Origin of the sequence: Solimonas variicoloris DSM 15731 (genome assembly GCF_000382285.1) — a bacterium.
GTDB classification, from domain to species: Bacteria; Pseudomonadota; Gammaproteobacteria; order Nevskiales; family Nevskiaceae; genus Solimonas; species Solimonas variicoloris.
On record NZ_KB907931.1, the window covers coordinates 148932 to 172213 of the forward strand.

Consider the following 23282-nt stretch of genomic DNA (forward strand, 5'->3'; position numbering starts at 1 on the left):
GGGAAACGGGAGATGCCGCGGCGTGCGGCGCCGTCAGCGCTGGAAATCGTACACGCTGCCGAGCCCGAGCAGTACCGTCAGTTCGTCGAGCGCGGTGCGCGATTCGACCAGCAGCTGCGGATCGGCGAGATCGTCGAGGCTCAGACGGTCGCGGTAATGGCGATCGATCCAGTGCGCGAGCTGGGTCGCGCGGGGGTCGTCGATCCAGCACAGCGGATTGACGGCCTCGCGCTCGGCCGCCGTCAGCACCACGCGCAAGCGCAGGCAGGCCGGCCCGCCGCCGTTGCGCATCGACTGGCGCAGGTCGAAGACCTCGACGGCGGCGATCGGATTGCCCGGATCGGCGACGATGCGCTCGATCGCCCGCCAGACGCGCGGCTGTTCGCGGCTCTCCTCGGCGGCGATCAGGCGCATCGCGCCGTCCGGCGTGCACACCAGCTGCGAATTGAACAGATAGGAGCCGACCGCCTCGGCGACCGACACCTCGCGCTCCGGCACTTCGACGAAGACCGGCCGCCGCGCGCCGCGCAGATGCGTGCAGATCCAGCCGCGCACGGTGGCGGCGTCGGCGAAGGCCTGCTCGTGATACAGCAGCAGCTCGCGGTTGCCGACCGCGATCACGTCGTTGTGGAACACGCCCTGGTCGATCACCGCCGGATTCTGCTGGGCGTGCAGCGTGCGCTCGTCGCGCAGGCCGTGCAGGCGCGCCAGCGCCTCGCCGGCGAGGCGCGTCTGCCGCGCCGGATAGCGCGACGGCGCCGGCTCGCGTTCGTCGCCGCGGCCGTAGACGAACAGTTCGAGGCCCGGCTCGCCGTAGTCGGCGCACAGGCGCGTGTGGTTGGCGGCGCCCTCGTCGCCGAACGCCGGCGTGGCCGGCAGCGGTTCGTGATGCACGAAGTGGCGCGGATCGGCGAACACCGCCTGCAGCAGGCGCGCGCTGGTCGGCGCCTCGATCGAACGATGCAGGTGCGTGCAGAGGTTGGCCGGCGTGAAGTGCACGCGGCCGTCGCCGCAGTCGGCGCTCGGCGACACCGTCGCGGCGTTGGCGGTCCACATCGCCGACGCCGAACTCGCCGCCGCCAGCAGGCCGGGCGCGCGGCGCCGCGCCTGCGCCAGCACCTCGGCGTCGCGGCCGCTGAAGCCGAGGCGGCGCAGCGTCGGCAGGTGCGGACGCTCGTGCGGCGGCAGCAGGCCCTGGGCGAGGCCGAGCGCGGCGAGCGCGCGCATCTTGGCGAGCCCCTGCTGGGCCGCGGCGCGCGGGTTCGACGGCTGCTCGGCGTTGTTGGCCGAGGCGACGTTGCCGAAGGCCAGGCCCGCGTAGTTGTGCGTCGGCCCGACCAGACCGTCGAAGTTCGCCTCGACGGCGCTTGCCGGTGCGTCCCCGTTTCTCTGCGGCGTGAGCTTCATGCGGCGCCCCGATGGCTGAAGGCCGGATTCTACGCAGCGGGCCGCGACGCGGTCGTGGCGGGATTCTCCCCAGTCGCGCCTCAGCGCGGCGCCGGCGGCAGCGGGAATTCGAGAATGACCTTGGTGCCGCCGAGCGTGCCGGGTTCCCAGTCGATCGTGCCGCTCAGCTGGCGGGCACGGTCGCGCATGCTGCTGGTGCCGCGGCCGAGCCCCGGCGGCGTCTGCGGCCGCAGGCCGGGGCCGTCGTCGGTGAGATCGAGCAGCAGGCGCTCGCCGAAGGCGCGCACGCGGACGCGGATGTGCGTGGCGCTGCCGTGGCGCAGGGCGTTGGTGATGGCCTCGCGGACGATGCGGAACAGGTGCAGCACCTGCGCTTCGTCGAGCGGTGGATCGGGGAGGTCGGCGGCCTGCTGCCAGTCGAGCCGGCTGCCGACCGCGTCGAGACGCTGCTCGGTCTCCTCGCGCATCTGGCCGAGCGCTTCGAGCAGCGAGCACGGGTCCTGCTGCGTGCGCGAGACGATGTCGCGAAAATCCTGCACGACCGAGCGCACGAGGTCGGCCTGCTGCGGATCGTCGAGGGCGTGCACCAGCGTCGTCAGCTTGGCGCCGATATCGTCGTGCAGGTCGGCGAGCAGGCGTTTCTGCTCTTCGGCGGCGGCGGTGCGATTGGCCTGGGCGAGCTGGCGGGCGAGCGCATCGGCGTGTCGCCGCTGGCGCCAGCAGACGAAGAGGGCCGCCGCCAGGGCGGCGAGCAGGCTGATGGTCAACAGGCGTTCGATCATGTCAGGGCGAAGCGTGGCCGCGGCCGGCCGTCTGCTGCCGTTCGGCTTCGGCAAGGTGTCCGCGCAGCGTGCGCACCGTGGGGTGGTCGTCGCTCAGCACCGGCGGACCGACGATGCGCAGCGCCTGCTGCAGTGTCTCGCGCGCCGCCGGCCACTGGCCGTCACGCAGCAGCGCGTAGCCGTAGCTGCCGAGCAGGCGGCCGTACAGGAGATTGTGCTCGCTGCGGCCGTCGGCGCGCGGCAGCGCATCGCGCAGCAGCGCGATGGCCTCGCGGGTGTGTCCGGTCTCGATCAGCGTCAAGGCCAGGCCGTTGACCGGAAACAGCGATTCGGCGTGCGCGCCGGCGTCGGCGCGACGGCGCAACGCGATCACCTCGCGATACCGGCGCTCGGCCTCGGCGTAGCGGCCGAGGCTGCGCGAGACGTTGGCCCGTACGTACATCGCGTTGAGGGTGTCGGCATCGCGATCGCCGAGCGACGCGCGCAGTCCGGCGACGACTTCGTCGATCAGTCCGTCGGCGGCGGCGGCGCGTTCGCTCTGGTCGAGAATGTTGCAAAGCACGTATTCGGCGATCAGCGTCCAGTAATGATTTTCGCCGGACACGCGGCGGCGATCGTCGATGACCGCGCGGATCGCCGGCTCGGCCTGAGCGTAGCGACCCAGCTGGCGCAGGCGCTCGGCGTAGTCCATGCGCGTCAGCAAGGTCGTCGGATGGTCGAAGCCGAGGGCCGCCGTCTCGCGCGCGATCAGCGCGACGAAGCGCTGCAGCGCCTCGTCGTAGCGGCCGCTGTTGAAAAGCGCCGAGGTATAGCCCTGGTCGATTTCGAGCGTGAGCGGATCGTCGGCGCCGAGCTGGCGCTGTGCGTCGGCGATGAGCTGGGCGAGCAGCTGCAGCGACTCGCCGTGGCGACCGAGGTAGAGCAGCACGGTGGTGCGCTGCAGGCGGGCCGTCAGGCGCAGGCGCGGATCTTCGCCGGGCTGCGGCGGCGCCGCGACGAAGGCTTGCAGGCGTTCGTCGGCGGCCTGCAGCTCGCCGCCGAGCTGCAGGCCGTTGATCTCGGCGAGCTGCAGACGGCGCGCCGCGTCGCTGTCGGCGCCGAGCTGCGGCACGAGGCGCGTGAGCGCGTCGCGCGCGATCGCGCGCGCGGTGTCGACGTCGCCGAGCGCCGCGTAGGTATCGGCCAGTGTGGCCGCCAGCGCCGCGCCGGCGCGTGGCGCCAGGCGGCGGTCCCGGACGAGCTGGCGACGGGCGGCGTCGAGCGCTTCGGCGACGGTCAGCGCGCGGCCGCGCGCGTGCGCCGGATCGGCCGAGACCAGCATGTCGTTGAGGAAGCGGTTGACCGCCGCGAGCTCGGCGGCGCGCGCTTCGGCCTCGGCGTGGGCGCGCGCTTCCGAGATGGCGTAATAGGTGGCGACCGAGGCGCCGCCGACGAGGGCGAGGCTCGCCGCAGCGAGCGCTGCCGACAGCGCCCGGTGGCGGCGCACGAACAGGCCGAGCAGATAGGTCGCGGTCGGCGGCCGCGCGGCGATCGGGCGGTGCGCGAGGAAGCGTTCGAGATCGGCGGCGAGCGCCGCGGCGTTGTCGTAGCGCTGATCGGCTTCCTGGGCCATCGCCTTCATGACGATGGTTTCGACGTCGCCCGGCGTCTCCGGCGCGATGCGCGACAGGCGCGCGACGCGCCCGGTGCGCAGCACGGCGATCGCCTCCATCACGGTCGAGTTCGACAGCCCCGGATACGGCAGGCGGCCGGCCAGCAGCTGGTAGGCGATCACGCCGAGCGCATAGATGTCGCTGCGCGGATCGCCGGGCGCCGCGCGGCCGGCGAGCTGCTCCGGGCTCATGTACGGCACGGTGCCGAGCACCTGGCCGGCCATCGTCATCGTTGCGAAGCCGTCGCCGGCGACGTGGGCGACACCGAAATCGAGGATGTGCGGACGGCCCTGCGCGTCGACGACGATGTTGGCCGGCTTGAGGTCGCGGTGCACGATGCCGCGGCCGTGCGCGTAGTGCACGGCTTCGCAGATCGCGGCCAGCAGGCGCAGGCGCCCGCCGACGTCGAGGGCCGAGGCTTCGGCGTGCACGAGCAGTTCGGTGCCCTGCACGTATTCCATCGCCAGATACGGCAGCGGACCGGTGTCGGTATCGAGCACGCCGGCGGCGTAGACGCGGGCGATGGCGGGGTGCTCGAGCTGCGCGAGCAGGTCAGCCTCGCGGCGAAAACGCTGCTGCGCCTCCTGCGCCAGTGCCGCGCTGCGCAGCACCTTGAGCGCGATCAGGCGCCGCGGCGCGTCCTGCTCGGCCAGATACACGCGGCCGCTGCCGCCCTCGCCGAGCAGGCGCCGGATGCGGTAGGCGCCGAGCTGTTCGGGCAGGGAGTCCGGGGCCTTCATCGCGGCGCCGGAGCGTTCGTGGGCGCGCGGCTCTGGCGGCTACAGATGCGGATTGACCAGGCCGAGCCGGGCCGCTTCCATCGTCGCTTCGGCGCGGCTGCCGATGCGCAGCTTGCGGTAGACGTTCTTGACGAATTCATGCGCGGTGTTGTGCGTGACGCCGAGCGTCTGCGCGACGTCGGCGATCTTGAAACCCTTGGCGAGCAGCGTCAGCGTCTCGCGCTCGCGCGGCGTCAGCCGGGCGGCGTGGTTCGCGGCGCGGGCACTGCCGTCGCTGCCGAACACGCGCAGCAGGCGGCGGGCGATCGAGGCCGACAGCGGCGGCTCGCCGGCGGCGATGCCGCGCAGCGAGTGGATGGTCCGCTCGCGCGACTGGTCCTTCAGCAGGTAGCCGCCGGCGCCGGCGCGCAGCGCCGGGAACAGGTGCTGGTCGTCGGCGTAGATGGTCGCGACGACGCAGTGACAGCCGGGATGGCGGGCGCTGATCTCGCGGATGAGGTCGATGCCGTCGCCGTCCGGCAGGCCGAGGTCGATCAGGGCGATCGCCGGGCTGAGCGTCTCGATCGCCGCGCGCGCTTCGGCCAGCGTGCGGCTCGTCTCGACCGCGATGCCCGGAAAGGCTTCTTCCAGCGTTGTGCCGAGCCAGCGCGTCAGCGCTGGCTGATCTTCGACCACGAGCCCCTGCTTCATGTGCCCCCAGCATTGCCGGTCCGTGCGCCGGACCTTCAAATCTCCCGCGGCAAGCCTGCGGCGAGCCCCCGGCAGCGTCAAGACATTCTCTGGACACTCCCCCGGAACGGGGGATGCGCCGGCGCGGCGCCGGGACTCAGGGTGCGTCACGCACGCGCAGGAAGCGCGCGAAGCGCGGCAGGCCCTGCTCGGTGAGGCCGTTGTAGGCGTAGGTGACGCGGCTGCCCAGCGGCGGCGGCCGGCGGCGCTCGGCGTCGCGCAGGCCGCTGCCGAGCCGGAAGCGGCGGCCGTCGTCGCTTTCGACTTCGAGCGCGCCGACCAGGCCCGCGTACCGGCCCTTGCCCGGCACGTAGCCGACCACCGTCGCCTCGGCGTCGTCGTAGGGCTTGTACTTGAGCAGGTCGCCGCTGCGCCCGGCGGCGTAGCGCGAATCGCCGCGATGGAGCATCAGGCCTTCGCCGCCGGCGGCGACGATCGCATCCAGCCGCGCGCGCAGCGCGGCCGGGCTGGCGACGCGGAACTGCTCGACGGCGCGCAGCGTCGGCGGCGGCGCGGCGAGCAGGCGGCGCAGCGCCTGCAGGCGCGCGTCGAAGTCGCCCGGGTGGGCCGGCAGATCGAAGACCATCAGGCGGATCGGCTGCCAGTCCCGGGCCTCGGGCTGGTAACGGCGCACCGCGGCGGAGACGGCTTCGAAGCGGCCGCGCCCGGCCCACAGCTCGCCGTCGAGCGGCTGCTGCGGCCAGCCCGCGGTATAGCCGGGCGGCGCGACGATCGGCTGGCCGCCGCGCGTCCACAGCCGCGCGCCGTCCCAGTACGCGCGCACGCCGTCGAGTTTTTCGCTGACCCAGTACGCCGGCAGCTCGATCGGATCGCCGTCGTGATAGACCTTGGCGAGCAGCAGCGCCGGCGCTTCGGCGGCGAACGCCACCGGCGCCCACAGTGCCAGGCACAATAGCAGGCTCCGCAGCATCGTCGTTCTCCGGCGCGATGACTGCGGCCAGCCTAGGCCGGTGCGGGGCTACAGACTGAGACCGGGTACGAGTTTGGCGGGCAGCTCCGGGTGTGCGGCTTCGGAGCTGGCGACCGGATAGGCGCAGTAGTCGGCGGCGTAGAACGCGCTCGGCCGGTGGTTGCCACTGGCGCCGATGCCGCCGAACGGGAAGGCGCCCGAGGCGCCGGTGGTCGGCCGGTTCCAGTTGACGATGCCGGCGCGCGAGCGGCGCCAGTAGCGACGGTATTCGGCCTCGTCGTCGCCGATGAAACCGGCCGACAGCCCGTAGCGTGTGGCGTTGGCGACCTCGATCGCGGCCTCGAGCGACGCGACGCGAATCACCTGCAGCAGCGGGCCGAAGAGCTCCTCGTCGTCGATCTCGACGCCGGTGGTGTCTAGCAGCCCTGGCGTAACGAAGGCGACGCCGCGTTCGAGGCGGCGCATCGCCAGCAGCGGCTGCGCGCCGCGCGCGACCATGTTGTCCTGTGCGTCGAGCAATTGCGTCGCCGCGCGCGGCGTGATCAGCGGGCCCATGAACGGCTGCGGCTCGTCGTTCCACGCGCCGACGGCGAGCTGCCCGGCGACGTCGGCGAGGCGCGCCGTGAAGCGCGCGCCCCAGGCGTCGTCCGGCACGATCAGGCGCCGCGTGCAGGTGCAGCGCTGGCCGCTGGTGATGAATGCCGACTGCACGACGTCGTGGACGGCCGCATCGAGCGCTTCGACCGGCCGCACGATCAGCGGATTGTTGCCACCCATTTCGAGCGCGAGGATCTTGCCGGTGGCGCCGGCGAACTGCCGGTGCAGCAGCGCGCCGGTGCGCGAGCTGCCGGTGAAGAACAGACCGTCGAGCTCGCGGTGCGCGGCGATCGCCTCGCCGGTTTCGCGCTCGCCCTGCAGCAGATTCAGCACGCCGGCCGGCAGGCCGGCGGCCTGCCAGCAGCGCAGCATTGCCTCGCCGACCGCCGGCGTCTGCTCGCTGGGCTTGAACACGACGCAATTGCCGGCGAGCAACGCCGGCACGATGTGGCCGTTCGGCAGATGGCCCGGAAAGTTGTAGGGGCCGAACACGGCGACCACGCCATGCGGCTTGTGGCGCAGCGTGTGGCCGCCGATCTCGGCCCGGGCTTCGACGACGCCGGTGCGCTGCGCGTAGGCGCGGATCGAGATGTCGACCTTGCCGATCATCGCCGCGACTTCGGTGCGGGCCTCCCACAGCGGTTTGCCCACCTCGCGCGCGATCAGCGCCGCCAGTTCCTCGCGCGCCTCTTCGAGCTGGCGCGCATAAGCGCGTGCGATCGCCTCGCGCTCGGCCTGCGGCGTGTCGGACCAGCCGGCGAAGGCAGCGCGCGCGGCGACGTAAGCCGCCTGCACGTCCTCGTGATTGGCGGCACGGCCGTTCCACAGCAGATCGCCGCAGGCCGGGTCGCGGCTCTGCAGCGGCAGGCCACGGCCGGTGCGCCAGCGTCCGTCGATCAGCAGTTCACCCGTCGTTTCCATCGAGACTCCGGCCAGGTTTCAGAGCGGGCAGACACGCACGCGTGCGCCCGGCGCGACGCCGAGCGCCGCGGCGACGGTTTCCGGCAAGGCCGCGGCATCGGTGCCGGGCGCGAGTTCGGCGAGCGCGCAGCGGAAGCCGTCGAGCCGTTCGTTGGCGACCAGATGCGGCAGGCCGTCGTGCGGCGGCGCGCCGGCGACGACCGTGGCCTGGTGCGAACGCCGCACCGAACGGATCGCCTGCAGCGGCGCCTCGACCGCCGGGCCACCGTCGAAGATGTCGATGTAGCCCTGGTAGCGGAAGCGCTCCTGTTCGAGGAAGCGCAGCGCCGGCGCGGTTTCCGGATGCACCTGGCCGAGCACGCCCTGCGCTTCCGGCGGCAGCAGCACGGTGTAGATCGGATGCTTGGGCATCAGCTCGGCGATCACCGCCTTGTTGCCCTGGCCGACGACGTGCTCGGCGTCGCCGTACTCGATGCTGAAGAAGTGCCGGCCGAGACCTTCCCAGAACGGCGAACGCCCGGCCGCGTCGGAGACGCCACGCATCTCGGCGATCACCTTGTCGGCGAAGCGCTGCGGAAACGCGGCCATGAACAGGAAGCGGGATTTCGACAGCAGCGTGCCGTGCCGGCTGTGGCGCGCGTCGCGGCGCAGGTAGAGCGAGCACAGCACCGTGCTGCCGGTCAGGTCGTTCGACAGATACAGCGTCGGCAGGCGCTTGTAGACGTTCAGCGCCGGGCTCGCCTGCACGGTGAGGCCGACGTGGTAGTTGTAGAACGGCTCGTCCAGGCCGCAGGCCGCTTCGATCGCGCAGCAGCCGGCGATCGTGCCGTCGCCGCTGTCGAGCACGAACATGTAGCGCTCGTGGCCGGGCGCGTCGACCGCGGCGGCGAACGAGGCCAGCGAGCGCTCGATCTTGTGCTGCAGCACGTCGCGCACCGGCGGCAGCGAGGTGAAGCCGGTGCCGGCGCCGCGCGCCAGATCGAGCAGCGCGTCGAGATCGCCGGGCGCGATCGGGCGCACGCAGGCGGCGGCTGCGGCGCTCACGTCCAGCTCCATTCGCCGCTGGCGACGCGCATCAGCAGCAGCGCCGACAGCTGCGCGCGCTCGCCGAGGCTCGAGTAGCGCATGGTTTCGCGGTCCGAGTGGATATCGCGGCCGACCACGCCGAGATTGTCGAGATTCGGCAGGCCGTGCGCGGCCAGGTTGTTGCCGTCGCAGCAGCCGCCGGTCGGCTTGAATGCGAGCGGCAGCTCCAGCGCGCGGCCGCAGTCGAGCACCCAGTCCATCAGGCGCTCCTGGGCCGCGGCCAGCGGCTTGGGCGGACGTGTGAAGCCGCCGCGCAGCTCGAAGACGATGCCGTCGCCGCCGTGCGCGCGGAAGATGCGGTCGAGCTCGCCCTGCAGCCAGGGCTCGTCGCCGGCCTGCTGCGTGCGCACGTTGAATTTGAACAGGCAGAAGTCGGGAATCACGTTGAGCGGGCCGCCGCCGCGGACATAAGCAGGATTGATCGTGACGCCCTCACGTTGCAGGCCGTTGATGGCGTCGATGACGCGCGCCGCGGCGGCGATCGCGTTGCGGCCGTCCTGCGGGTTGCGTCCGGCGTGCGCGGCGCGGCCGTGCACGAGGATCTCGAAGTTGCCGCTGCCCTTGCGGCTCGATGCCAGCGAGCCGTCAGGGAACGAGGGTTCGTAGATGAGCCCGAAGCGGTGGCGCTGCGCGGCTTCAGCGAGCAGCGGCGCCGAGCCGGTCGAGCCGATCTCCTCGTCCGGGTTCAGCAGCACTTCCCAGCCGACGCGCTCGCGCCACGGCGTGCGCTCCAGCGTCGCCAGCGCCAGCCACATCGCCAGCAGCCCGCCCTTGAGGTCGGCGACGCCGGGCCCGTGCACGGTGTCGTCGTCGACGAAGCGCGCGGTCTGGAACGGATGCTCGGCGCCGTAGACGGTGTCGAGGTGGCCGCCGAGGAAAACCTGTAGCGGCGCCTCCGGGCGCAGGCGCAGGCGCAGCGCCGGGCCGACCGCGCGCTCGCGCTGCGTGCCGTCGTCGGCCGTCGACTGATATGGCGGCAGCTCGAACCACTGCGCGCTCGCGCCGAGGGCGGAGAAGCGTGGCGCCAGCATTTCGGCGACCGCGCGCACGCCGCGCGGGTTGAAGCTGCCGGAATTCTGGTTCGCCAGGCGCAGCAGCTCGTCGCGCAGGAGCGGCGCCTGCGCGGCGGTCCATTGCAGATGCGGTGAGTAATCCTCTCGCACGGCGCGAACCCGTCTGCTGTAATGAGTCCATTCTTAGGGACGTCGCGCGCCTCGCGCATGAGGAAAACTCCGGTGAAGTTCTGGTTCGCAAAATCGCTTGCCGCGCTCTGTGCGCTCATCGGCCTGTGCGCTGCCGGCCACGCCTGGAGCGCCGACCAGGCGCTGTGGGAGAAATCGACGCTGAACCAGATCCTCAAGCGCGGCGAACTGCGCGTCGGTCTCGAGGCCGGCTACGTGCCGTTCGAGATGCGGGACCGGAAGGGCAACATCATCGGCTTCGACGTCGACCTCGCCCGCCTGATGGCGCGCTACATGGGCGTCAAGCTGACGCTCGTCAACACGCAGTGGGACGGCATCATTCCGGCGCTGCTGACCGACAAGTTCGACCTGCTGATGTCCGGCATGACCGTCACGCCGGAGCGCAACCTGCAGGTCAACTTCGCCGACCCGTACGTCGTCATCGGCCAGACCGTCATCATCCGCAAGGGCCTGATCGGCAAGATCACCAAGTACGATCAGCTCGACGATGCGCAATACACGATCGCCACCAAGCTCGGCACGACCGGCGACATCGCCGGACGCAAATACTTCACCAAGGCCAAGATCAAGGCCTTCGAGACCGAGGCCGAGGCGACGCTCGAAGTGCGCAACGGCCGCGCCGATGCCTTCGTCTACGATCTGCCGTACAACGCCGTCTTCTACGCCCGCTACCCGAACGACGTCGGCATCCTGCGCGAGACCTTCACCCAGGAGCCGATCGGCTGGGCCGTGCGCAAGGGCGATCCCGACTTCCTCAACTGGCTGAACAATTTCCTGCGCGTCATCAAGGCCGACGGCAGCTACGACGCGCTGTATCAGAAGTGGTTCGAGGGCACGGCGTGGCTGCAGAACGTCGGGGGCGGTTGAGCGGGCGGCGGCGAGTGAGACGGGGCGCGCGGTTGTCGCGGAGTCGGGCAGGCAGAATCTCCGCGAGCTTGCGCGCAGAGCGCTGATCCGCGCCGCAGTTGGCGTCTACTGAAGTGTGCGTGGGGGGGGGGAATGGGGATCGGAAAGGGTGCTGGATTTTTTGCTGTCGCCATTTTTTGTGCAGGCACGGCGTTGCCGGTGATGGCGGAAGAGGCCAAGGCCTTGCCGCCGGTCAAGGATTTCGCGCGATTCCCGGATTACGAGCAGCTCAAGCTTTCGCCCAAGGGCGATTACCTGGCGGTCACTTCACGCATTGAAAGCCGGACCGTGCTGGCGATCCTGCGGCTGTCCGATCTGAAGATTGTCGCGTCGGCCGGCGGCGCCGAGTATCAGCACGTGAACTCGTTTGATTGGGTCAGCGACGAGCGCGTGGTCTATTCGATTGCCGAGAATTACGGCTCTCTGGAAATCCCGTATCTGACCGGAGAGCTCATGGCCCTTGATGTGGACGGCTCTCCGTCCAAGTATCTGTTCGGCTATCGGGGCGAGATGTCGACCGGCACGAGAATTCGGGGCGGGAAGGCGGAGTACGCTTCGGCGCGATTGATCGATCCGTTGCTCGACGAACCCAACTATGCGCTGATCGCCGTCTATCCCTGGCAGGACTCGGCCGGTCAGATCAATGCCGAGACGGTCTACAAGATCAATGTCAGAAACGGCATGACGACGCCGGTCGTCTCGGCACCCGGACGCGGATTTACGCAGTTTGCAACCGATGAGTCCGGGTTCGTCCGCTTTGCGGCCGGAGAGTATCGGCAAGCCTATGCCGTGGACACGTACTTCCGGTCGCCGGAGGAGCCGCGCTGGAAGCAACTCGATGGCGAGGATGGCGTGGGCGGCGGGGCCAAAGTACTGGCGCTCGATGGCGCCGCCCAGACCGTCTACATGGAATCAGGCAGCTGCCTGGTCTCCTTCCGGTTCAATTCCAAGGTGCGCGAGCGGCTTGCCTGCAATCCGACTGCGGAAATTTATGATGTCGATTACTCGCATGACGGCCTGATCCCGATACGGGTTTCATTCGAGCCCGGAAAGATCGAGTCGATGTCGCTCGCCGAGCAGCATCCTGACAGCCGCCTGCTTCGCGCGTTGGAAAGGAGTTTTCCCGGTCAGTACACGCACATCGTTTCCTGGTCGCGCGACGGCAGCAAGGCCATCATTTCGGCATCCAGCGATCGCAACCCGGGGACGTTCTATCTCTTCGACCGCCAAGCCAAGAAGGCCGAATTCCTTCTCGCGAAAGAGTCATGGATCGATGCCGAGCAAATGGCCGAGCGGCAGCCGATCAGTTTTTCCGCGGCCGACGGGATGACGATCTACGGCTATCTGACTTTGCCTCGTGGCCAGAAGCCACAACAGTTGCCGATGGTGGTGCTGCCTCACGGCGGTCCGTTCGGGCCGCAAGACCACTGGTTTTACGATGACGAAGCGCAGATGTTCGCGAGTCGCGGTTACGCCGTGCTGCAAGTGAATTTCCGGGGTTCCGGGGGATACGGAAAGGCTTATCTCGAGGCGGGCAAGGGCAAGTGGGGTTCCGCGATGATTGGCGACATCGCGGCGGGTACGCGTTATGTCATCGGCAAGGGCGTAGCCGATGCAAGGCGGATCTGCATCTACGGGGGCAGCTTTGGTGGTTATGCTGCCATGATGAGTGCGGTTCGATATCCGGAGCTGTACCGGTGTGCGATCGGCTACGCCGGTGCTTATGACTTGCTGATCCAGCGCAAGGAATCGGACACCGCAAATACCCGGATAGGGCGCGACTATCTGAACTTCTTCGTTGGCGCCGACGAAGCGGAACTCAAGGAGCAGTCACCGATTTCGCATCTCGATCGTTTGCGCGCGGCGGTCATGCTGGTGCACGGCGAGCAGGATCGCCGTGTCCCTTTTTCACAGTTCAAGGCGATGCGCGATGCCTTGAAGGCGCGGAACTATCCATTCGAGTCGCTCACCTACGCCGGTGAAGGGCATGGCTTCTACAGCGAAGCGCACCGCGAGGAGTTCTACACCAGAATGCTCGACTTCATCGCCCGCAGCCTGAGTGCGCCGGCGAGCGAGAGCGCCTCGCTGCTGCCGGAGGCTGGCACGCGATAGGCCGGGCGCGGCCCGCCTCGTGGCGGGTGCGCGACGGGGCTTTCTCCCGCGTGCAGGGAAGGTCGGCGGCGCAGTGATGAACGGCGCCGCAGCGCAGGGCTCGGCCGGCGCGCGGCGGCCGTCATCCGGCCTTGCCGGGGTCGGACTTTCCCGCTGGCCGCCCGCGGAGCCGGCAAGCCGCTGCGCATATCCGCAAGCCAATGGATGCGGACACTCGAACGCTGCCGCGGTCGCCTGCCGGACTGTCCGCTGCTGTCCGCCAGGCCGTACGCGGACACCGCATGCCACTCGCGTTATTTTAACTTTCTCATTTAAGTCAAAAGGATAGCCATCTCCGCAGGGCTGGCACGAGGGCTGCGTTGTCGATCCGCAAAACCGGTACGGGGAGCGACGATGCGAGTGGCGGCGGGGTGTTTGGCGGTGGTGATGGCGGCGGCGGGCCCGGCGCAGGCGAACAGCCTGATCGAGGCCTATCGCGCCGCGCAGCAGCACGACGCGGTGCTGCAGGCGGCGCTCGAGGTGCGCAATGCGGCGGTCGAGGCACGGCCGCAGGCCTGGTCGCTGCTGCTGCCGTCGGTGACGGCGAGCGCCGGCACGGCGCGCGAGCGCTACCGGCTCGACGGCGGCAATGCAGCGGTGAGCGATCCGACCGATCCGCAGGCGAGCGAGGAGTCGCGTTTCTCGGCGACGCGGACCACGTACGGGCTCGACCTCAAGCAGACGCTGTGGAGCGTGGAATCGTTCCAGAAGCTGCGCCAGAGCAGCCTGGCGGTCGCCCAGGCCGAGGCCGAGTACCGTGACGCGCACCAGGCATTGATCCTGCGGGTCGCCGAGGCCTATTTCGGCGTGCTCGCCGCGGCCGACAACCTCGACGCCAACCGCTCGGAGCGCGCCGCCTACGCGGCGCTCGTCGATCAGGCGCAGAAGCGTCTGCAGACCGGCCTGGGCGCGCGCATCGGCGTCGACGAGGCGCAGTCGTTCTATTCGTTGACCGCGCAGGCGGTCAGCGATTCGGAGCTGGCGCTGCTCGACGCGCAGCGCGCGCTGCTGCAGATCACCCGCGAGCCGACGCCGATCGTGCCGCTGCGCGAGGAGATCCCGCTGGCTTCGCCGCAGCCGGCCAGCGCCGACGAGTGGCTGGCCGCGGCGCGGCAGGGCAACTACGCCGTGCAGGCGGCGCAGCTGAAGCAGGAGGTGGCGGCGCGCGGCGTGTCGGTGGTCGACGGCCGCTGGTGGCCGACGGTGTCGCTGCAGGGCTCGATCGGCAAGACCCAGATTCCCGATGTGCTCGGCGGCGACCAGCGCATCGACAGCATCGGCGTCTACGCGGAATGGCCGATCTTCTCCGGCGGTCAGACGCTGTCGCAGCGGCGCGAAGCCGCGGCGCGCTGGCGCGGCGCCAGCGCCGACTACGACGGCCGCGTGCGACTGGCCGAGCGCGACACGCTGGCGGCGTTCCGCGGCGTGCTGGTCGGCATCCGCAACATCCGCTCCGGCCAGCTCGCGGTGCAGGCCAACCGCACGGCGGTCGAGGCCAGCCAGAACGGCGTCGAAGCCGGCACCCGCACCGAGTTCGACCTGCTCAACGCGCAGACGCATTACTACTCGGCGCTGCGCACCTACTACCAGTCGCGCTACGACTATCTGAACAACACGCTGCGCCTGAAGGCGCAGGCCGGCCGCCTCGGCGAGGGCGATCTGGCGGCGGTCGACGCCGTGCTCGCCGACGACGGCCGACGTGTCGAACTGCCGGCGGACTGGTCGCCGTGAGCGCCGCCGCGCGCTTGTCCGCAGTGTCCGGCGGCGGCGTCCGCGGACACTGTCCGCAGCGTGCCGGCGACGAACGAATTTGTTTTGCAGCAATGACTTAACGATCAACGACGGGCTGGTACGGCGCTTGCGCCGACCGCCCTGGAACCGCAACGCGCGGTAGGGGAAGGCAGGACATGATGATTCGCGATACCAGTGCGCAGGACCGTGTGGTGACGCGCGCGCCGTGGTGGAAGCGGCACCGCAAGGCGCTGGCCGCGGCCGCGGTGGCCGTGCTGCTGCTGATCTGGCTGCTGCCGACGACGCTGCGCTCGCTGTCGGCGCATGCCTCGGTCAGCCGCGCGCGCCTGGCGGTCGCCACGGTCGAGCGCGGCGATTTCACGCGCGACATCGCCGCCGAGGGACGCGTCGTCGCCGCCGTCAGCCCGACGCTCTACGCCCCGGCGCCCGGCAGCGTGCGCTTCACCGTGCAGGCCGGCCGCCAGGTCGCCAAGGACGAGGTGATCGGCAGCGTCGACAGCCCGGAACTGACCAGCAAGCTTGCGCAGGAGCGCGCCAATCTGCAGGCCATGCAGGTCGATTACGCGCGCGCCCAGCTCGATGCCAGGCAGCAGGGTATCGTCGCCGAGCAGACCCTCGAACAGGCGCGCATCGATCGCCAGACCGCCTACACCGAGCAGGAACGCACGAAGAAGGCCTTCGAACTGGGCGTCACGCCGGAGATCGAGGTGCTGCGCACGCAGGCGGCGCTGCAGAAGGCCGAGATCGCACTCAAGCGCGCCGAGACTGACTACGCCTTGCAGCAGGAGGGCCGTCGCTTCGACACCGACGCCAAGCGCCTCGCGCGCGATCGCCAGCAGCTGCTCGTCGACGAACTGCAGCGCCAGGTCGACCTGCTGACGCTGCGCTCGCCGGTCGCCGGCCAGGTCGGCCAGCTAATGGTCACCGACCGTTCGACGGTCGCCAAGGACGCGGCGCTGCTGACGGTCGTCGATCTGACCGCGCTCGAAGTCGAGGTCAAGGTGCCGGAAAGCTTCGCGCGCGACCTCGCCGTCGGCATGCCGGCGACGATCCGCGGCAACGGCAATACCTGGAACGGCGAGGTCGGTGCCGTCGCGCCGGAAGTCGTCAACGGCGAAGTCGTCGCCCGCGTGCGCTTCGTCGGCGATGCGCCGCAGGGTCTGCGCCAGAGCCAGCGCCTGTCGGTGCGCGTGGTGCTCGACGAGCGCAAGAACGTGGTCATGGTGGCGCGCGGTCCCTTCGTCGAGATCGGCAACGGCCGTGTCGCCTACGTCGTCAACGGCGACATGGCCGAGCGGCGCGCGATCCGCGTCGGCACCGCCTCGGTCGACAAGGTCGAGATTCTCGAAGGTCTGCAGCCCGGCGAGCAGATCGTCGTGTCCGGAACCGATAGCTTCAACGACGCCGAGCGCGTCGCCCTCAGTCGCTGAATCCACTGCTCGAAGAAAGGAATTTCCCATGCTGAAGATGACGCATCTGTCGAAGGCCTTCCGCACGGAAGTCGTCGAAACCTACGCCCTGCGCGATTTCTCGATTCACGTCCGCGAGGGCGAGTTCGTCGCCGTCACCGGCCCGTCCGGCTCCGGCAAGACGACCTTCCTCAACATCGCCGGCCTGCTCGAAACGCCGACCGGCGGCACCTACGAACTGGACGGGCAGGACGTCGGCGCGCTCGGCGACGACGCGCGTTCGCATATCCGCAACCAGAAGATCGGCTTCATCTTCCAGGCCTTCAATCTGATCCCCGATCTCAACATCTACGACAACGTCGACGTGCCGCTGCGCTATCGCAAGATGTCGTCGGCCGAACGCAAGAAGCGCATCACCGAGGCGCTCGAGCGCGTCGGCTTGTCGGCGCGCATGCGCCACTATCCGGCCGAGCTGTCGGGCGGCCAGCAACAGCGCGTGGCGATCGCCCGCGCGCTGGCCGGCAGCCCCAAGCTGCTGCTCGCCGACGAGCCGACCGGCAATCTCGACACGCAGATGGCGCGTGCCGTGATGCAGCTGCTCGAGGATATCCATCGCGACGGCGCGACCATCGTCATGGTCACCCACGATCCGGAACTCGCCGCGCGCGCGCAGCGCAACGTGCACGTGATCGACGGCCAGGTCGTCGATCTCGGCGAAGACCCGAAGCTGCACATGAACGTCTCGCGCATCAGCGCCTGAAGGAGCCGCGCATGTTCCGCTACTACGCATGGCTGGCCGGCCGCAGCCTCCGGAAGAATCCGGCGCTGACCGCGCTGATGGTGATCGCGATCGGACTCGGCATCGGCGCCAGCATCACCACGCTGACGGTGCTGCGCGTGCTGTCGGGCGATCCGATCCCGCAGAAGAGCGCCGTGCTGTTCCATCCGCAGATCGATCCCGCCGACATCGACGACTGGCACGAGGGTGAGGAGCCGCCGGACCTGATCGGTTACGTCGACGGCATGAACCTGCTGAAGGCGGGCAAGGCCGATCGTCAGGTCCTGCTGACGGGCGGCAATGCGGTGATCCAGCCGGAAGGCAGCGCGCTCGACCCGTTCCGGACCGAGGCGCGCTTCACGACCGCCGACTTCTTTCCGATATTCGACGTGCCGATGCTGTACGGACGCGGCTGGACCGCCGAGGACGACGAGCGGCGCGCGCGCGTCGCCGTCATTACCCGCAGCCTCAACGACAAGCTCTATGGCGGCGCCAACAGCGTCGGCCGCACGCTGCGGATCCGCGGCAACGATTTCCAGATCGTCGGCGTCGTCGACCACTGGCGGCCGACGCCGCACTTCTACGATCTGGTGACCGGCAACTACGCCGAAGTCGAGGACGTCTTCGTGCCGCTCGACGTCGGGCTGGACCTCAAGCTCGGCCGCAACGGCACGATGAACTGCTGGGGCAGCGGCGGTGGCGCCGATCCGGAACATTCGCCGGACTGCGTCTACATGCAGCTCTGGGTCGAGCTGGGCACGCCCGAAAAGCGCGCCGCCTACATGACCTTTCTCAACAACTACGTCAACGAGCAGCGCGCGCTGGGACGCTTCCCGCGGCCCAACAGCGTCAAGCTGCGCAGCGTGATGGAATGGCTCGACTACCAGAAGGTCGTGCCGTCCGACGTGCGCCTTCAGGTCTGGCTGGCGCTCGGCTTCCTCGTGGTCTGCCTGGTGAACACGGTTGGCCTGATGCTGGCCAAGTTCCTGCGGCGCTCGGGCGAGGTCGCCGTGCGCCGCGCGATCGGTGCATCGCGGCGCGAGGTCTTCGCGCAGTTCCTCGTCGAGGCCGGCGCGGTGGGCGTGGCCGGTGCGGGGCTCGGGCTGTTGCTGGCCCTGCTCGGCCTGTGGGCGGTCCGCCAGCAGCCCGGCGACTATGCCAGCCTGGCGCATATCGATCTGCCGATGCTGCTGGCGACGCTCGCGCTGGCGCTGCTGACGAGCCTGGTCTCCGGCCTGCTGCCCGCCTGGCGTGCGTGCCAGGTCGCGCCCGCCCTGCAACTGAAAAGCGATTGAGGAATCCGCCATGGACTTCATGCCCATCATCGCCGCGCTCAAGCGGCAGAAGACCGCCGCCGCCCTGATCGCGATCGAGATCGCGCTGTGCTGCGCCATCATTTGCAACGCCCTGTTCCTGATCATCCATCGCCTCGAACGCAGCAGCATTCCGAGCGGGGTGCCGGAGAACGAGCTGGTGCGGATCCAGACCACGAGCGTCGCCGAGGATCCGGATGTCGATGCGCGCGCGCGGGCCGCGCTGCAGTCGCTGCGCGAGATCCCCGGCGTGCAAGGCGCCACGCTGATCAACCAGGTGCCGTTCGGACGCTCGTCGTGGAACTCGGGCCTGCGCCTGAAGCCGGAAGACAAGAACACCATCGTCAATGCCACGATCTATTACGGCGATGCCGCGATGCTGTCGACGCTCGGCGCCAAGCTGGTCGCCGGACGCTGGTTCGAGGAAAGCGAGTTCGGCGACTTTGCGACCCTGCTCGGGGCGCCCGACGGCGAGCAGCCGAAGATCGTCATCATCACGCGCCAGCTGGGTCAGAAGCTGTTCGGCAACGAAAATCCGTTGGGCCGCGAATTCGCTTTCGGCGATGTCCCGGTGCGCGTGATCGGCGTGCTCGAGCACCTCGTGCGGCCGTCGATCTTCGACGATGCGACGGCCGACTGCAGCCTGGTGTTCCCGGTGCGCATGGGCGCCGGCTACGGCGCGCAGTATGTGCTGCGCACGCGCCCGCAGGATCGCGACGCCGTGATCGCCGCCGCCAAGAAGAAACTGGCCGAAGCGATGCCGAACCGGATCGTCCTGGACACCAAGGGCTTCGACGAACTGCGCGACGAGAATTTCAAGCAGGACCGCGTGATGGCCGGCCTGCTGATCGCCGTCGTCGTCTCGCTGCTGGTGGTCACGGCGCTCGGCATCGTCGGTCTGGCCAGCTTCTGGGTGCAGCGCCGGCGCCGCCAGATCGGCATCCGCCGTGCGCTCGGGGCGACACGCGGGCAGATCCTGCGCTACTTCCAGACCGAGAACTTCCTGATCGTCACGGTCGGCATCGCGGTTGGCATGGCGGCGGCATTCGGCATCAGCGGCTGGCTGATGCATCACTACGAACTGCCGCGCCTGCCGCTCTACTACCTGCCGGTCGGCGCGGTCGCGCTCTGGCTGCTCGGGCAGATCGCGGTGCTGGCCCCGGCCTTGCGCGCCGCGTCAGTGCCGCCGGCGACGGCGACGCGGCCGGCCTGAAGCGCGGCCTCGACGGTTCACTCCCAGGATTGCGCGCCGCTCGTCGGCGCGCTCTTTTTTCGGCGCTGGGGCAGGGCGCGCGCGGCACAGGCTATGATCGCCCCCGCCGCCCGGCGCGCCGGGCAGGATTGCTCGATTCCAACCTTCCGCGTGGGCGCCGCGTCTATGACGCATGCGCCGAAGAGCTGACATGTCCACCGTCCTGATCATTGACGACAATGCCGGCGTGCGCGAGGCGCTCGGGCTGCTGCTGTCGCTGCGCGACATCCGCACGCGCACGGCGGCGACGCCCGAGGAAGGCCTGGCGATGCTGCTCGCCGAGCGCATCGACCTGGTCATCGCCGACATGAATTTCCGCGCCGACACCACCTCCGGCGAGGAAGGCGTGGCGCTGTTCCGTGCGATCCGCGAGCGCTATCCGGATCTGCCGGTGATGCTGCTGACGGCCTGGACCCATCTGGAGACGGCGGTCGAGCTGGTCAAGGCCGGCGCCGCCGACTATCTCGCCAAACCCTGGGACGATCACAAGCTGCTGACGACGGTCGAGAACCTGCTCGAGCTGTCGGAGGCGAGCCGGGCGATGTCGCATCTGCGCCGCGAGCGTCGCCGCCGTCGCGAGGAACTGGCGCGGCGCTACGATTTGCGCGGGCTGGTCTACGGTTCCGAGGCGATGGAGCGTGTCGTCGAACTGGCCTGCCAAGTCGCGCGCGCCGACGTGCCGGTGCTGATCACCGGCCCCAACGGCGCCGGCAAGGAACGCATCGCGCAGATCGTGCATGCCAACTCGGCGGTCAAGGACGGGCCGTTCATCGCCATCAATTGCGGCGCCCTGCCGAGCGAGCTGATCGAGGCCGAGCTGTTCGGCGCCGAGGCCGGTGCCTATACCGGCGCCAATCGCGCCCGCGAAGGACGTTTCGAGAGCGCCAACGGCGGCACGCTGTTCCTCGACGAGATCGGCAACCTGCCGCTGTCGGGCCAGATCAAGCTGCTGCGCGTGCTGGAGACCGGCCAGTTCGAGCGGCTCGGTTCCTCGCGCACGCGCCAGGTCAAGGTGCGCGTGCTCAGCGCGACCAATGCCGAGCTGCCGAAGATGATCGCCGACGGCGGCTTCCGCCAGGATCTCTACTACCGGCTCAATCTGATCGAGATCGCGCTGCCGCCGCTGGCGGAGCGGCCGGACGACATCGTCCCGCTCGCCGAATTCTTCCTCGACGGCCAGGCGCAGTTCGCCGACGAGGCGCGCGACGCGCTGCTCGATTATGCGTGGCCCGGCAACGTGCGCGAGCTGCGCAATGCCGTCGAGCGCGCGCGCCTGCTGTGCCGCGGCGGCGTGATCCGTGCCGCCGACCTCAGCCTGCCGCAGCGCAAGGCGCCGGCACGCGGCGGCGACGAGCCGGATCGCGACGCGATCGCCGCCGCGCTCAAGGCCTCCGGCGGCAACATCAGCCGTACCGCGCAGGCGCTCGGCCTGTCGCGGCAGGCGCTGTACCGGCGCATGGAGCGCTACGGCTTCGAAACTGCCGTCGGCTGAACGACGCTGCTACGCTGCGCGGCAGTTCCACGCCGCCTTGCCATGCGCCGACCCTCGCTCGAAGCCCGCTTTGCTGTTGCCTTGCTGCTGGTTGCCGCCGCCGCGGCCGGCGCCGCGATCGCGGTCCTGTCGGTCGGCGCTTCCGTCACCCTGGCGGCGCTTGCGGCGACGGCGGCCGGCCTGCTCGCCGCGATCTTCGCCGCGCCGCGTGTGCTGCAGCCGCTGCGCCAGCTGCTGCGGGCGCTGGAGGGCGCGGTCGCCAGCTTCCGCGACGGCGACTTCAGCTTTTCGATCGCCGGCGCCGACGACGACGTGCTCGGTCCGCTCGCGCGCCTGCACAATGAACTCGGCCAGACGCTGCGCGAGCAGCGCCAGAACCTCGCGCAGCGCGAGCTGCTGCTCGATACCGTGGTGCAGAACACGCCGGTCGCGCTGGTCCTGGTCGACGACGTCGGCCACGTCGCCTACGCTAATCTCGCGGCGCGCCAGCTGTTCAACGACAACCGCAGTCTGGCCGGGCTGTCGTTCGCGTCGATCGTCGAAGCCGGGCCGGCGTCGATGCGCGAGGCGCTGACCAGCGGCGGCGACGCGCTGTTCAGTGTCGACTTCGCGGAAGGCGAGGAGACTTTTCATCTGTCGCAGCGCGGCTTCCGCCTGCAGGGGCGCGCACACCGGCTCTACCTGTTCCGGCGCATGACGCGCGAGCTTGCGCGCCAGGAAGTGGCGACCTGGAAGAAGGTCATCCGCGTCATGAGCCATGAGCTGAACAATTCGCTGGCGCCGATTTCCTCGCTCGCGCATTCGGGGGCCGAGCTGGCACGGCGCGGCCAGGCCGAGCGCCTGCCGGAGGTGTTCACCAGCATCGGCGGGCGGGCCCGGCACCTGCATGCGTTCATCGAGGGCTATGCGCGCTTCGCGCGTCTGCCGGCGCCGCGACTCGAAGAGGTGCGCTGGACCGAGTTCATCGGCGCGCTCGGCGCGCACGCCGAGTTCCGCGTCGAGGGCCGCCTGCCGGACGGTACGGCGCGCTTCGATGCCGGCCAGCTCGAACAGGTGCTGATCAATCTGCTGAAGAATGCGCACGAAGCCGGCAGCGCCGCGGACGCGGTCGAGCTGGACGTGGTGCGGGTGGCCGCGAGCTGGCGCATCGAGGTGCGCGACCGCGGCAGCGGCATGAGCGAAACCGTGCTCGCCAACGCGCTGCTGCCGTTTTATTCGACCAAGCGTGCCGGCACCGGGCTCGGCCTGGCGCTGGCCCGCGAGATCGTCGAGGCGCACGGCGGCCGGCTGCAGCTGGCCAACCGCGACGGCGGCGGCCTGCGCGTCAGCCTGACGCTGCCTGCCTGAGCGGCGCGCCGGCCTGCATCGCCGCCGCGAGCGCGCCGTAGACCGCCGTCCAGGCGGCACGCGTGTCAGCATCGAAGGCCGGCCCCAGGCCCTGTTCGAGCGTCCACAGCAGGGCCTCGCCGACGGTGTCGTAGTGTGCCGTCTGCACCCCGTAGTCGAGGTGGCGGGCGCCGAGCGCCTGCACCGCCGGCAGCAGGCTGTCGAGCCGGCCGAGGCCGCGTACGGCGATGTCGATCATGTTCATCAGGCGCTCGCCCTGTTCGGCGATCGGCGCGCGGAACAGCGCGCGCAGCGACGGATCGAGCTGGAACAGACGGCCGTAGAACAGCGCCGCGGCCTGCGTGCGGATGGGAACGACCTGGGCCCAGCTGGTCTGGACGAGGGTGATCTGCGTCGGGGTCATGGCGCCTGGCATGCGGGGGGCGGAGTGCAGCGATGGAGGACTCCGAACGCAACGGCAAGAAGCATGCCGCGGGTTTCCGACGATTGCGGCGCGGCGAGCGCAGCTGCTAGGGTCGCGCCGGCCGCTCCGGCTGGGCTGTTTCTTGCTTTATTAGTCGGTCCTGAAATATTCAATTCACCGCCGCCAGCCGCCGACCCGGCGGCCATGCCCCCCTCGTCACTGACCACCCGCTCAAGCATCCCGACCAGAAGCCAGAGTGCAAAAAGGGCCTTCAGTCCCAACCGGGCAATGGCCCGCATCAACCAGCGCAGGTTGTAGCCGGCGGCACACAACACCGGATGCAGCACATCCCCTTCCGATCCTTTGAGCCAGTTCCGCCGTAGTCCGCAGTCGTCCTTCAGGTGCCCGATCACCGGCTCCACGGCCTGACGG

The 23282-nt window shown here is 69.8% G+C and carries 18 protein-coding genes and 1 pseudogene; 9 read left to right on the forward strand and 10 right to left on the reverse strand.

Translation table 11 applies throughout. From position 1 onward, the window contains the following. Nucleotides 1-33 precede the first annotated feature (33 nt). The 8 genes from astB to H149_RS0110585 form a co-directional block, all read right to left on the reverse strand. The gene (gene astB / locus H149_RS0110550) at nt 34-1407 is read right to left on the reverse strand and encodes an N-succinylarginine dihydrolase (RefSeq protein ID WP_020649721.1); all 1374 of its coding nucleotides are present in this window, start codon (nt 1405-1407) and stop codon (nt 34-36) included. A gap of 80 nt (nt 1408-1487) precedes the next feature. Beyond that, nucleotides 1488-2189: a sensor histidine kinase gene (locus H149_RS0110555; protein ID WP_020649722.1), complete on the reverse strand. Its 702-nt coding sequence runs from the start codon at nt 2187-2189 to the stop codon at nt 1488-1490. Nucleotide 2190: 1 nt separating this feature from the next. Further along, the gene (locus tag H149_RS0110560) at nt 2191-4581 is read right to left on the reverse strand and encodes a serine/threonine-protein kinase (protein WP_020649723.1); all 2391 of its coding nucleotides are present in this window, start codon (nt 4579-4581) and stop codon (nt 2191-2193) included. Nucleotides 4582-4620: 39 nt separating this feature from the next. Further along, entirely contained in the window at nt 4621-5271 is a 651-nt protein-coding gene (locus H149_RS0110565) for a response regulator transcription factor (RefSeq protein WP_020649724.1), read from the reverse strand. Nucleotides 5272-5407: 136 nt separating this feature from the next. Next, nucleotides 5408-6241 (reverse strand): DNA ligase, encoded by an 834-nt coding sequence (locus H149_RS0110570; protein ID WP_039748686.1) that lies wholly within the window; start codon nt 6239-6241, stop codon nt 5408-5410. Between the two features lie 48 nt (nt 6242-6289). Then, nucleotides 6290-7759, reverse strand: a complete 1470-nt coding sequence (astD, locus tag H149_RS0110575) for a succinylglutamate-semialdehyde dehydrogenase (protein ID WP_020649726.1) — start codon at nt 7757-7759, stop codon at nt 6290-6292. A gap of 18 nt (nt 7760-7777) precedes the next feature. After that, on the reverse strand, nt 7778-8803 hold the full coding sequence (gene astA / locus H149_RS0110580; RefSeq protein ID WP_245540500.1) for an arginine N-succinyltransferase: 1026 nt from the start codon (nt 8801-8803) through the stop codon (nt 7778-7780). Then, entirely contained in the window at nt 8800-10008 is a 1209-nt protein-coding gene (locus tag H149_RS0110585) for a hydrolase (RefSeq protein WP_020649728.1), read from the reverse strand. The genes astA and H149_RS0110585 overlap by 4 nt, the downstream gene beginning before the upstream one ends. A gap of 72 nt (nt 10009-10080) precedes the next feature. Between H149_RS0110585 and H149_RS0110590 the strand changes: the two genes are divergently transcribed. From H149_RS0110590 to H149_RS0110630, 9 genes are all read left to right on the forward strand, one after another. Then, on the forward strand, nt 10081-10914 hold the full coding sequence (locus H149_RS0110590; protein ID WP_020649729.1) for a transporter substrate-binding domain-containing protein: 834 nt from the start codon (nt 10081-10083) through the stop codon (nt 10912-10914). A gap of 132 nt (nt 10915-11046) precedes the next feature. Continuing rightward, nucleotides 11047-13065, forward strand: coding sequence for an alpha/beta hydrolase family protein (locus tag H149_RS0110595; protein ID WP_245540501.1), 2019 nt, complete (start codon nt 11047-11049; stop codon nt 13063-13065). Between the two features lie 426 nt (nt 13066-13491). Continuing rightward, on the forward strand, nt 13492-14835 hold the full coding sequence (locus tag H149_RS0110600; RefSeq protein WP_020649731.1) for a TolC family outer membrane protein: 1344 nt from the start codon (nt 13492-13494) through the stop codon (nt 14833-14835). A gap of 179 nt (nt 14836-15014) precedes the next feature. Next, nucleotides 15015-16286: an efflux RND transporter periplasmic adaptor subunit gene (locus H149_RS0110605; protein ID WP_026353076.1), complete on the forward strand. Its 1272-nt coding sequence runs from the start codon at nt 15015-15017 to the stop codon at nt 16284-16286. A gap of 28 nt (nt 16287-16314) precedes the next feature. After that, nucleotides 16315-17025, forward strand: a complete 711-nt coding sequence (locus H149_RS0110610) for an ABC transporter ATP-binding protein (RefSeq protein ID WP_020649733.1) — start codon at nt 16315-16317, stop codon at nt 17023-17025. An 11-nt stretch (nt 17026-17036) separates the two neighbouring features. Then, nucleotides 17037-18338 carry an ABC transporter permease gene (locus tag H149_RS0110615; protein WP_020649734.1) on the forward strand — a complete coding sequence of 434 codons (1302 nt, stop codon included), beginning with the start codon at nt 17037-17039 and terminating at the stop codon, nt 18336-18338. 10 nt (nt 18339-18348) lie between these two features. After that, nucleotides 18349-19569: an ABC transporter permease gene (locus H149_RS0110620; RefSeq protein WP_020649735.1), complete on the forward strand. Its 1221-nt coding sequence runs from the start codon at nt 18349-18351 to the stop codon at nt 19567-19569. A gap of 190 nt (nt 19570-19759) precedes the next feature. After that, complete coding sequence (locus H149_RS0110625) at nt 19760-21100, forward strand: sigma-54-dependent transcriptional regulator (protein WP_020649736.1); 1341 nt, start codon at nt 19760-19762, stop codon at nt 21098-21100. Nucleotides 21101-21142: 42 nt separating this feature from the next. Next, nucleotides 21143-22447, forward strand: a complete 1305-nt coding sequence (locus H149_RS0110630; RefSeq protein WP_026353077.1) for a sensor histidine kinase — start codon at nt 21143-21145, stop codon at nt 22445-22447. On the opposite strand, the gene H149_RS0110635 is transcribed toward H149_RS0110630, so the two are convergent. Beyond that, nucleotides 22425-22850, reverse strand: coding sequence for a globin family protein (locus H149_RS0110635; protein WP_020649738.1), 426 nt, complete (start codon nt 22848-22850; stop codon nt 22425-22427). The two genes, H149_RS0110630 and H149_RS0110635, sit on opposite strands and share 23 nt — an antisense overlap. Beyond that, nucleotides 22847-23282 (reverse strand): annotated as a pseudogene (locus H149_RS24370) (hypothetical protein); the annotation flags it as partial. The pseudogene H149_RS24370 and the gene H149_RS0110635, both read right to left, overlap by 4 nt.

Bases quoted from the DNA above. Each gene is read 5' to 3' on its own strand.
- H149_RS0110565 (WP_020649724.1), bottom strand. From the start codon at position 5,271: ATGAAGCAGGGGCTCGTGGTCGAAGATCAGCCAGCGCTGACGCGCTGG.
- H149_RS0110630 (WP_026353077.1), top strand. From the start codon at position 21,143: ATGCGCCGACCCTCGCTCGAAGCCCGCTTTGCTGTTGCCTTGCTGCTG.
- H149_RS0110605 (WP_026353076.1), top strand. From the start codon at position 15,015: ATGATTCGCGATACCAGTGCGCAGGACCGTGTGGTGACGCGCGCGCCG.
- H149_RS0110570 (WP_039748686.1), bottom strand. From the start codon at position 6,241: ATGCTGCGGAGCCTGCTATTGTGCCTGGCACTGTGGGCGCCGGTGGCG.
- H149_RS0110560 (WP_020649723.1), bottom strand. From the start codon at position 4,581: ATGAAGGCCCCGGACTCCCTGCCCGAACAGCTCGGCGCCTACCGCATC.
- astD (WP_020649726.1), bottom strand. From the start codon at position 7,759: ATGGAAACGACGGGTGAACTGCTGATCGACGGACGCTGGCGCACCGGC.
- H149_RS0110625 (WP_020649736.1), top strand. From the start codon at position 19,760: ATGTCCACCGTCCTGATCATTGACGACAATGCCGGCGTGCGCGAGGCG.
- astB (WP_020649721.1), bottom strand. From the start codon at position 1,407: ATGAAGCTCACGCCGCAGAGAAACGGGGACGCACCGGCAAGCGCCGTC.
- H149_RS0110615 (WP_020649734.1), top strand. From the start codon at position 17,037: ATGTTCCGCTACTACGCATGGCTGGCCGGCCGCAGCCTCCGGAAGAAT.
- H149_RS0110595 (WP_245540501.1), top strand. From the start codon at position 11,047: ATGGGGATCGGAAAGGGTGCTGGATTTTTTGCTGTCGCCATTTTTTGT.
- H149_RS0110600 (WP_020649731.1), top strand. From the start codon at position 13,492: ATGGCGGCGGCGGGCCCGGCGCAGGCGAACAGCCTGATCGAGGCCTAT.
- H149_RS0110620 (WP_020649735.1), top strand. From the start codon at position 18,349: ATGGACTTCATGCCCATCATCGCCGCGCTCAAGCGGCAGAAGACCGCC.
- H149_RS0110635 (WP_020649738.1), bottom strand. From the start codon at position 22,850: ATGACCCCGACGCAGATCACCCTCGTCCAGACCAGCTGGGCCCAGGTC.
- H149_RS0110555 (WP_020649722.1), bottom strand. From the start codon at position 2,189: ATGATCGAACGCCTGTTGACCATCAGCCTGCTCGCCGCCCTGGCGGCG.
- H149_RS0110610 (WP_020649733.1), top strand. From the start codon at position 16,315: ATGCTGAAGATGACGCATCTGTCGAAGGCCTTCCGCACGGAAGTCGTC.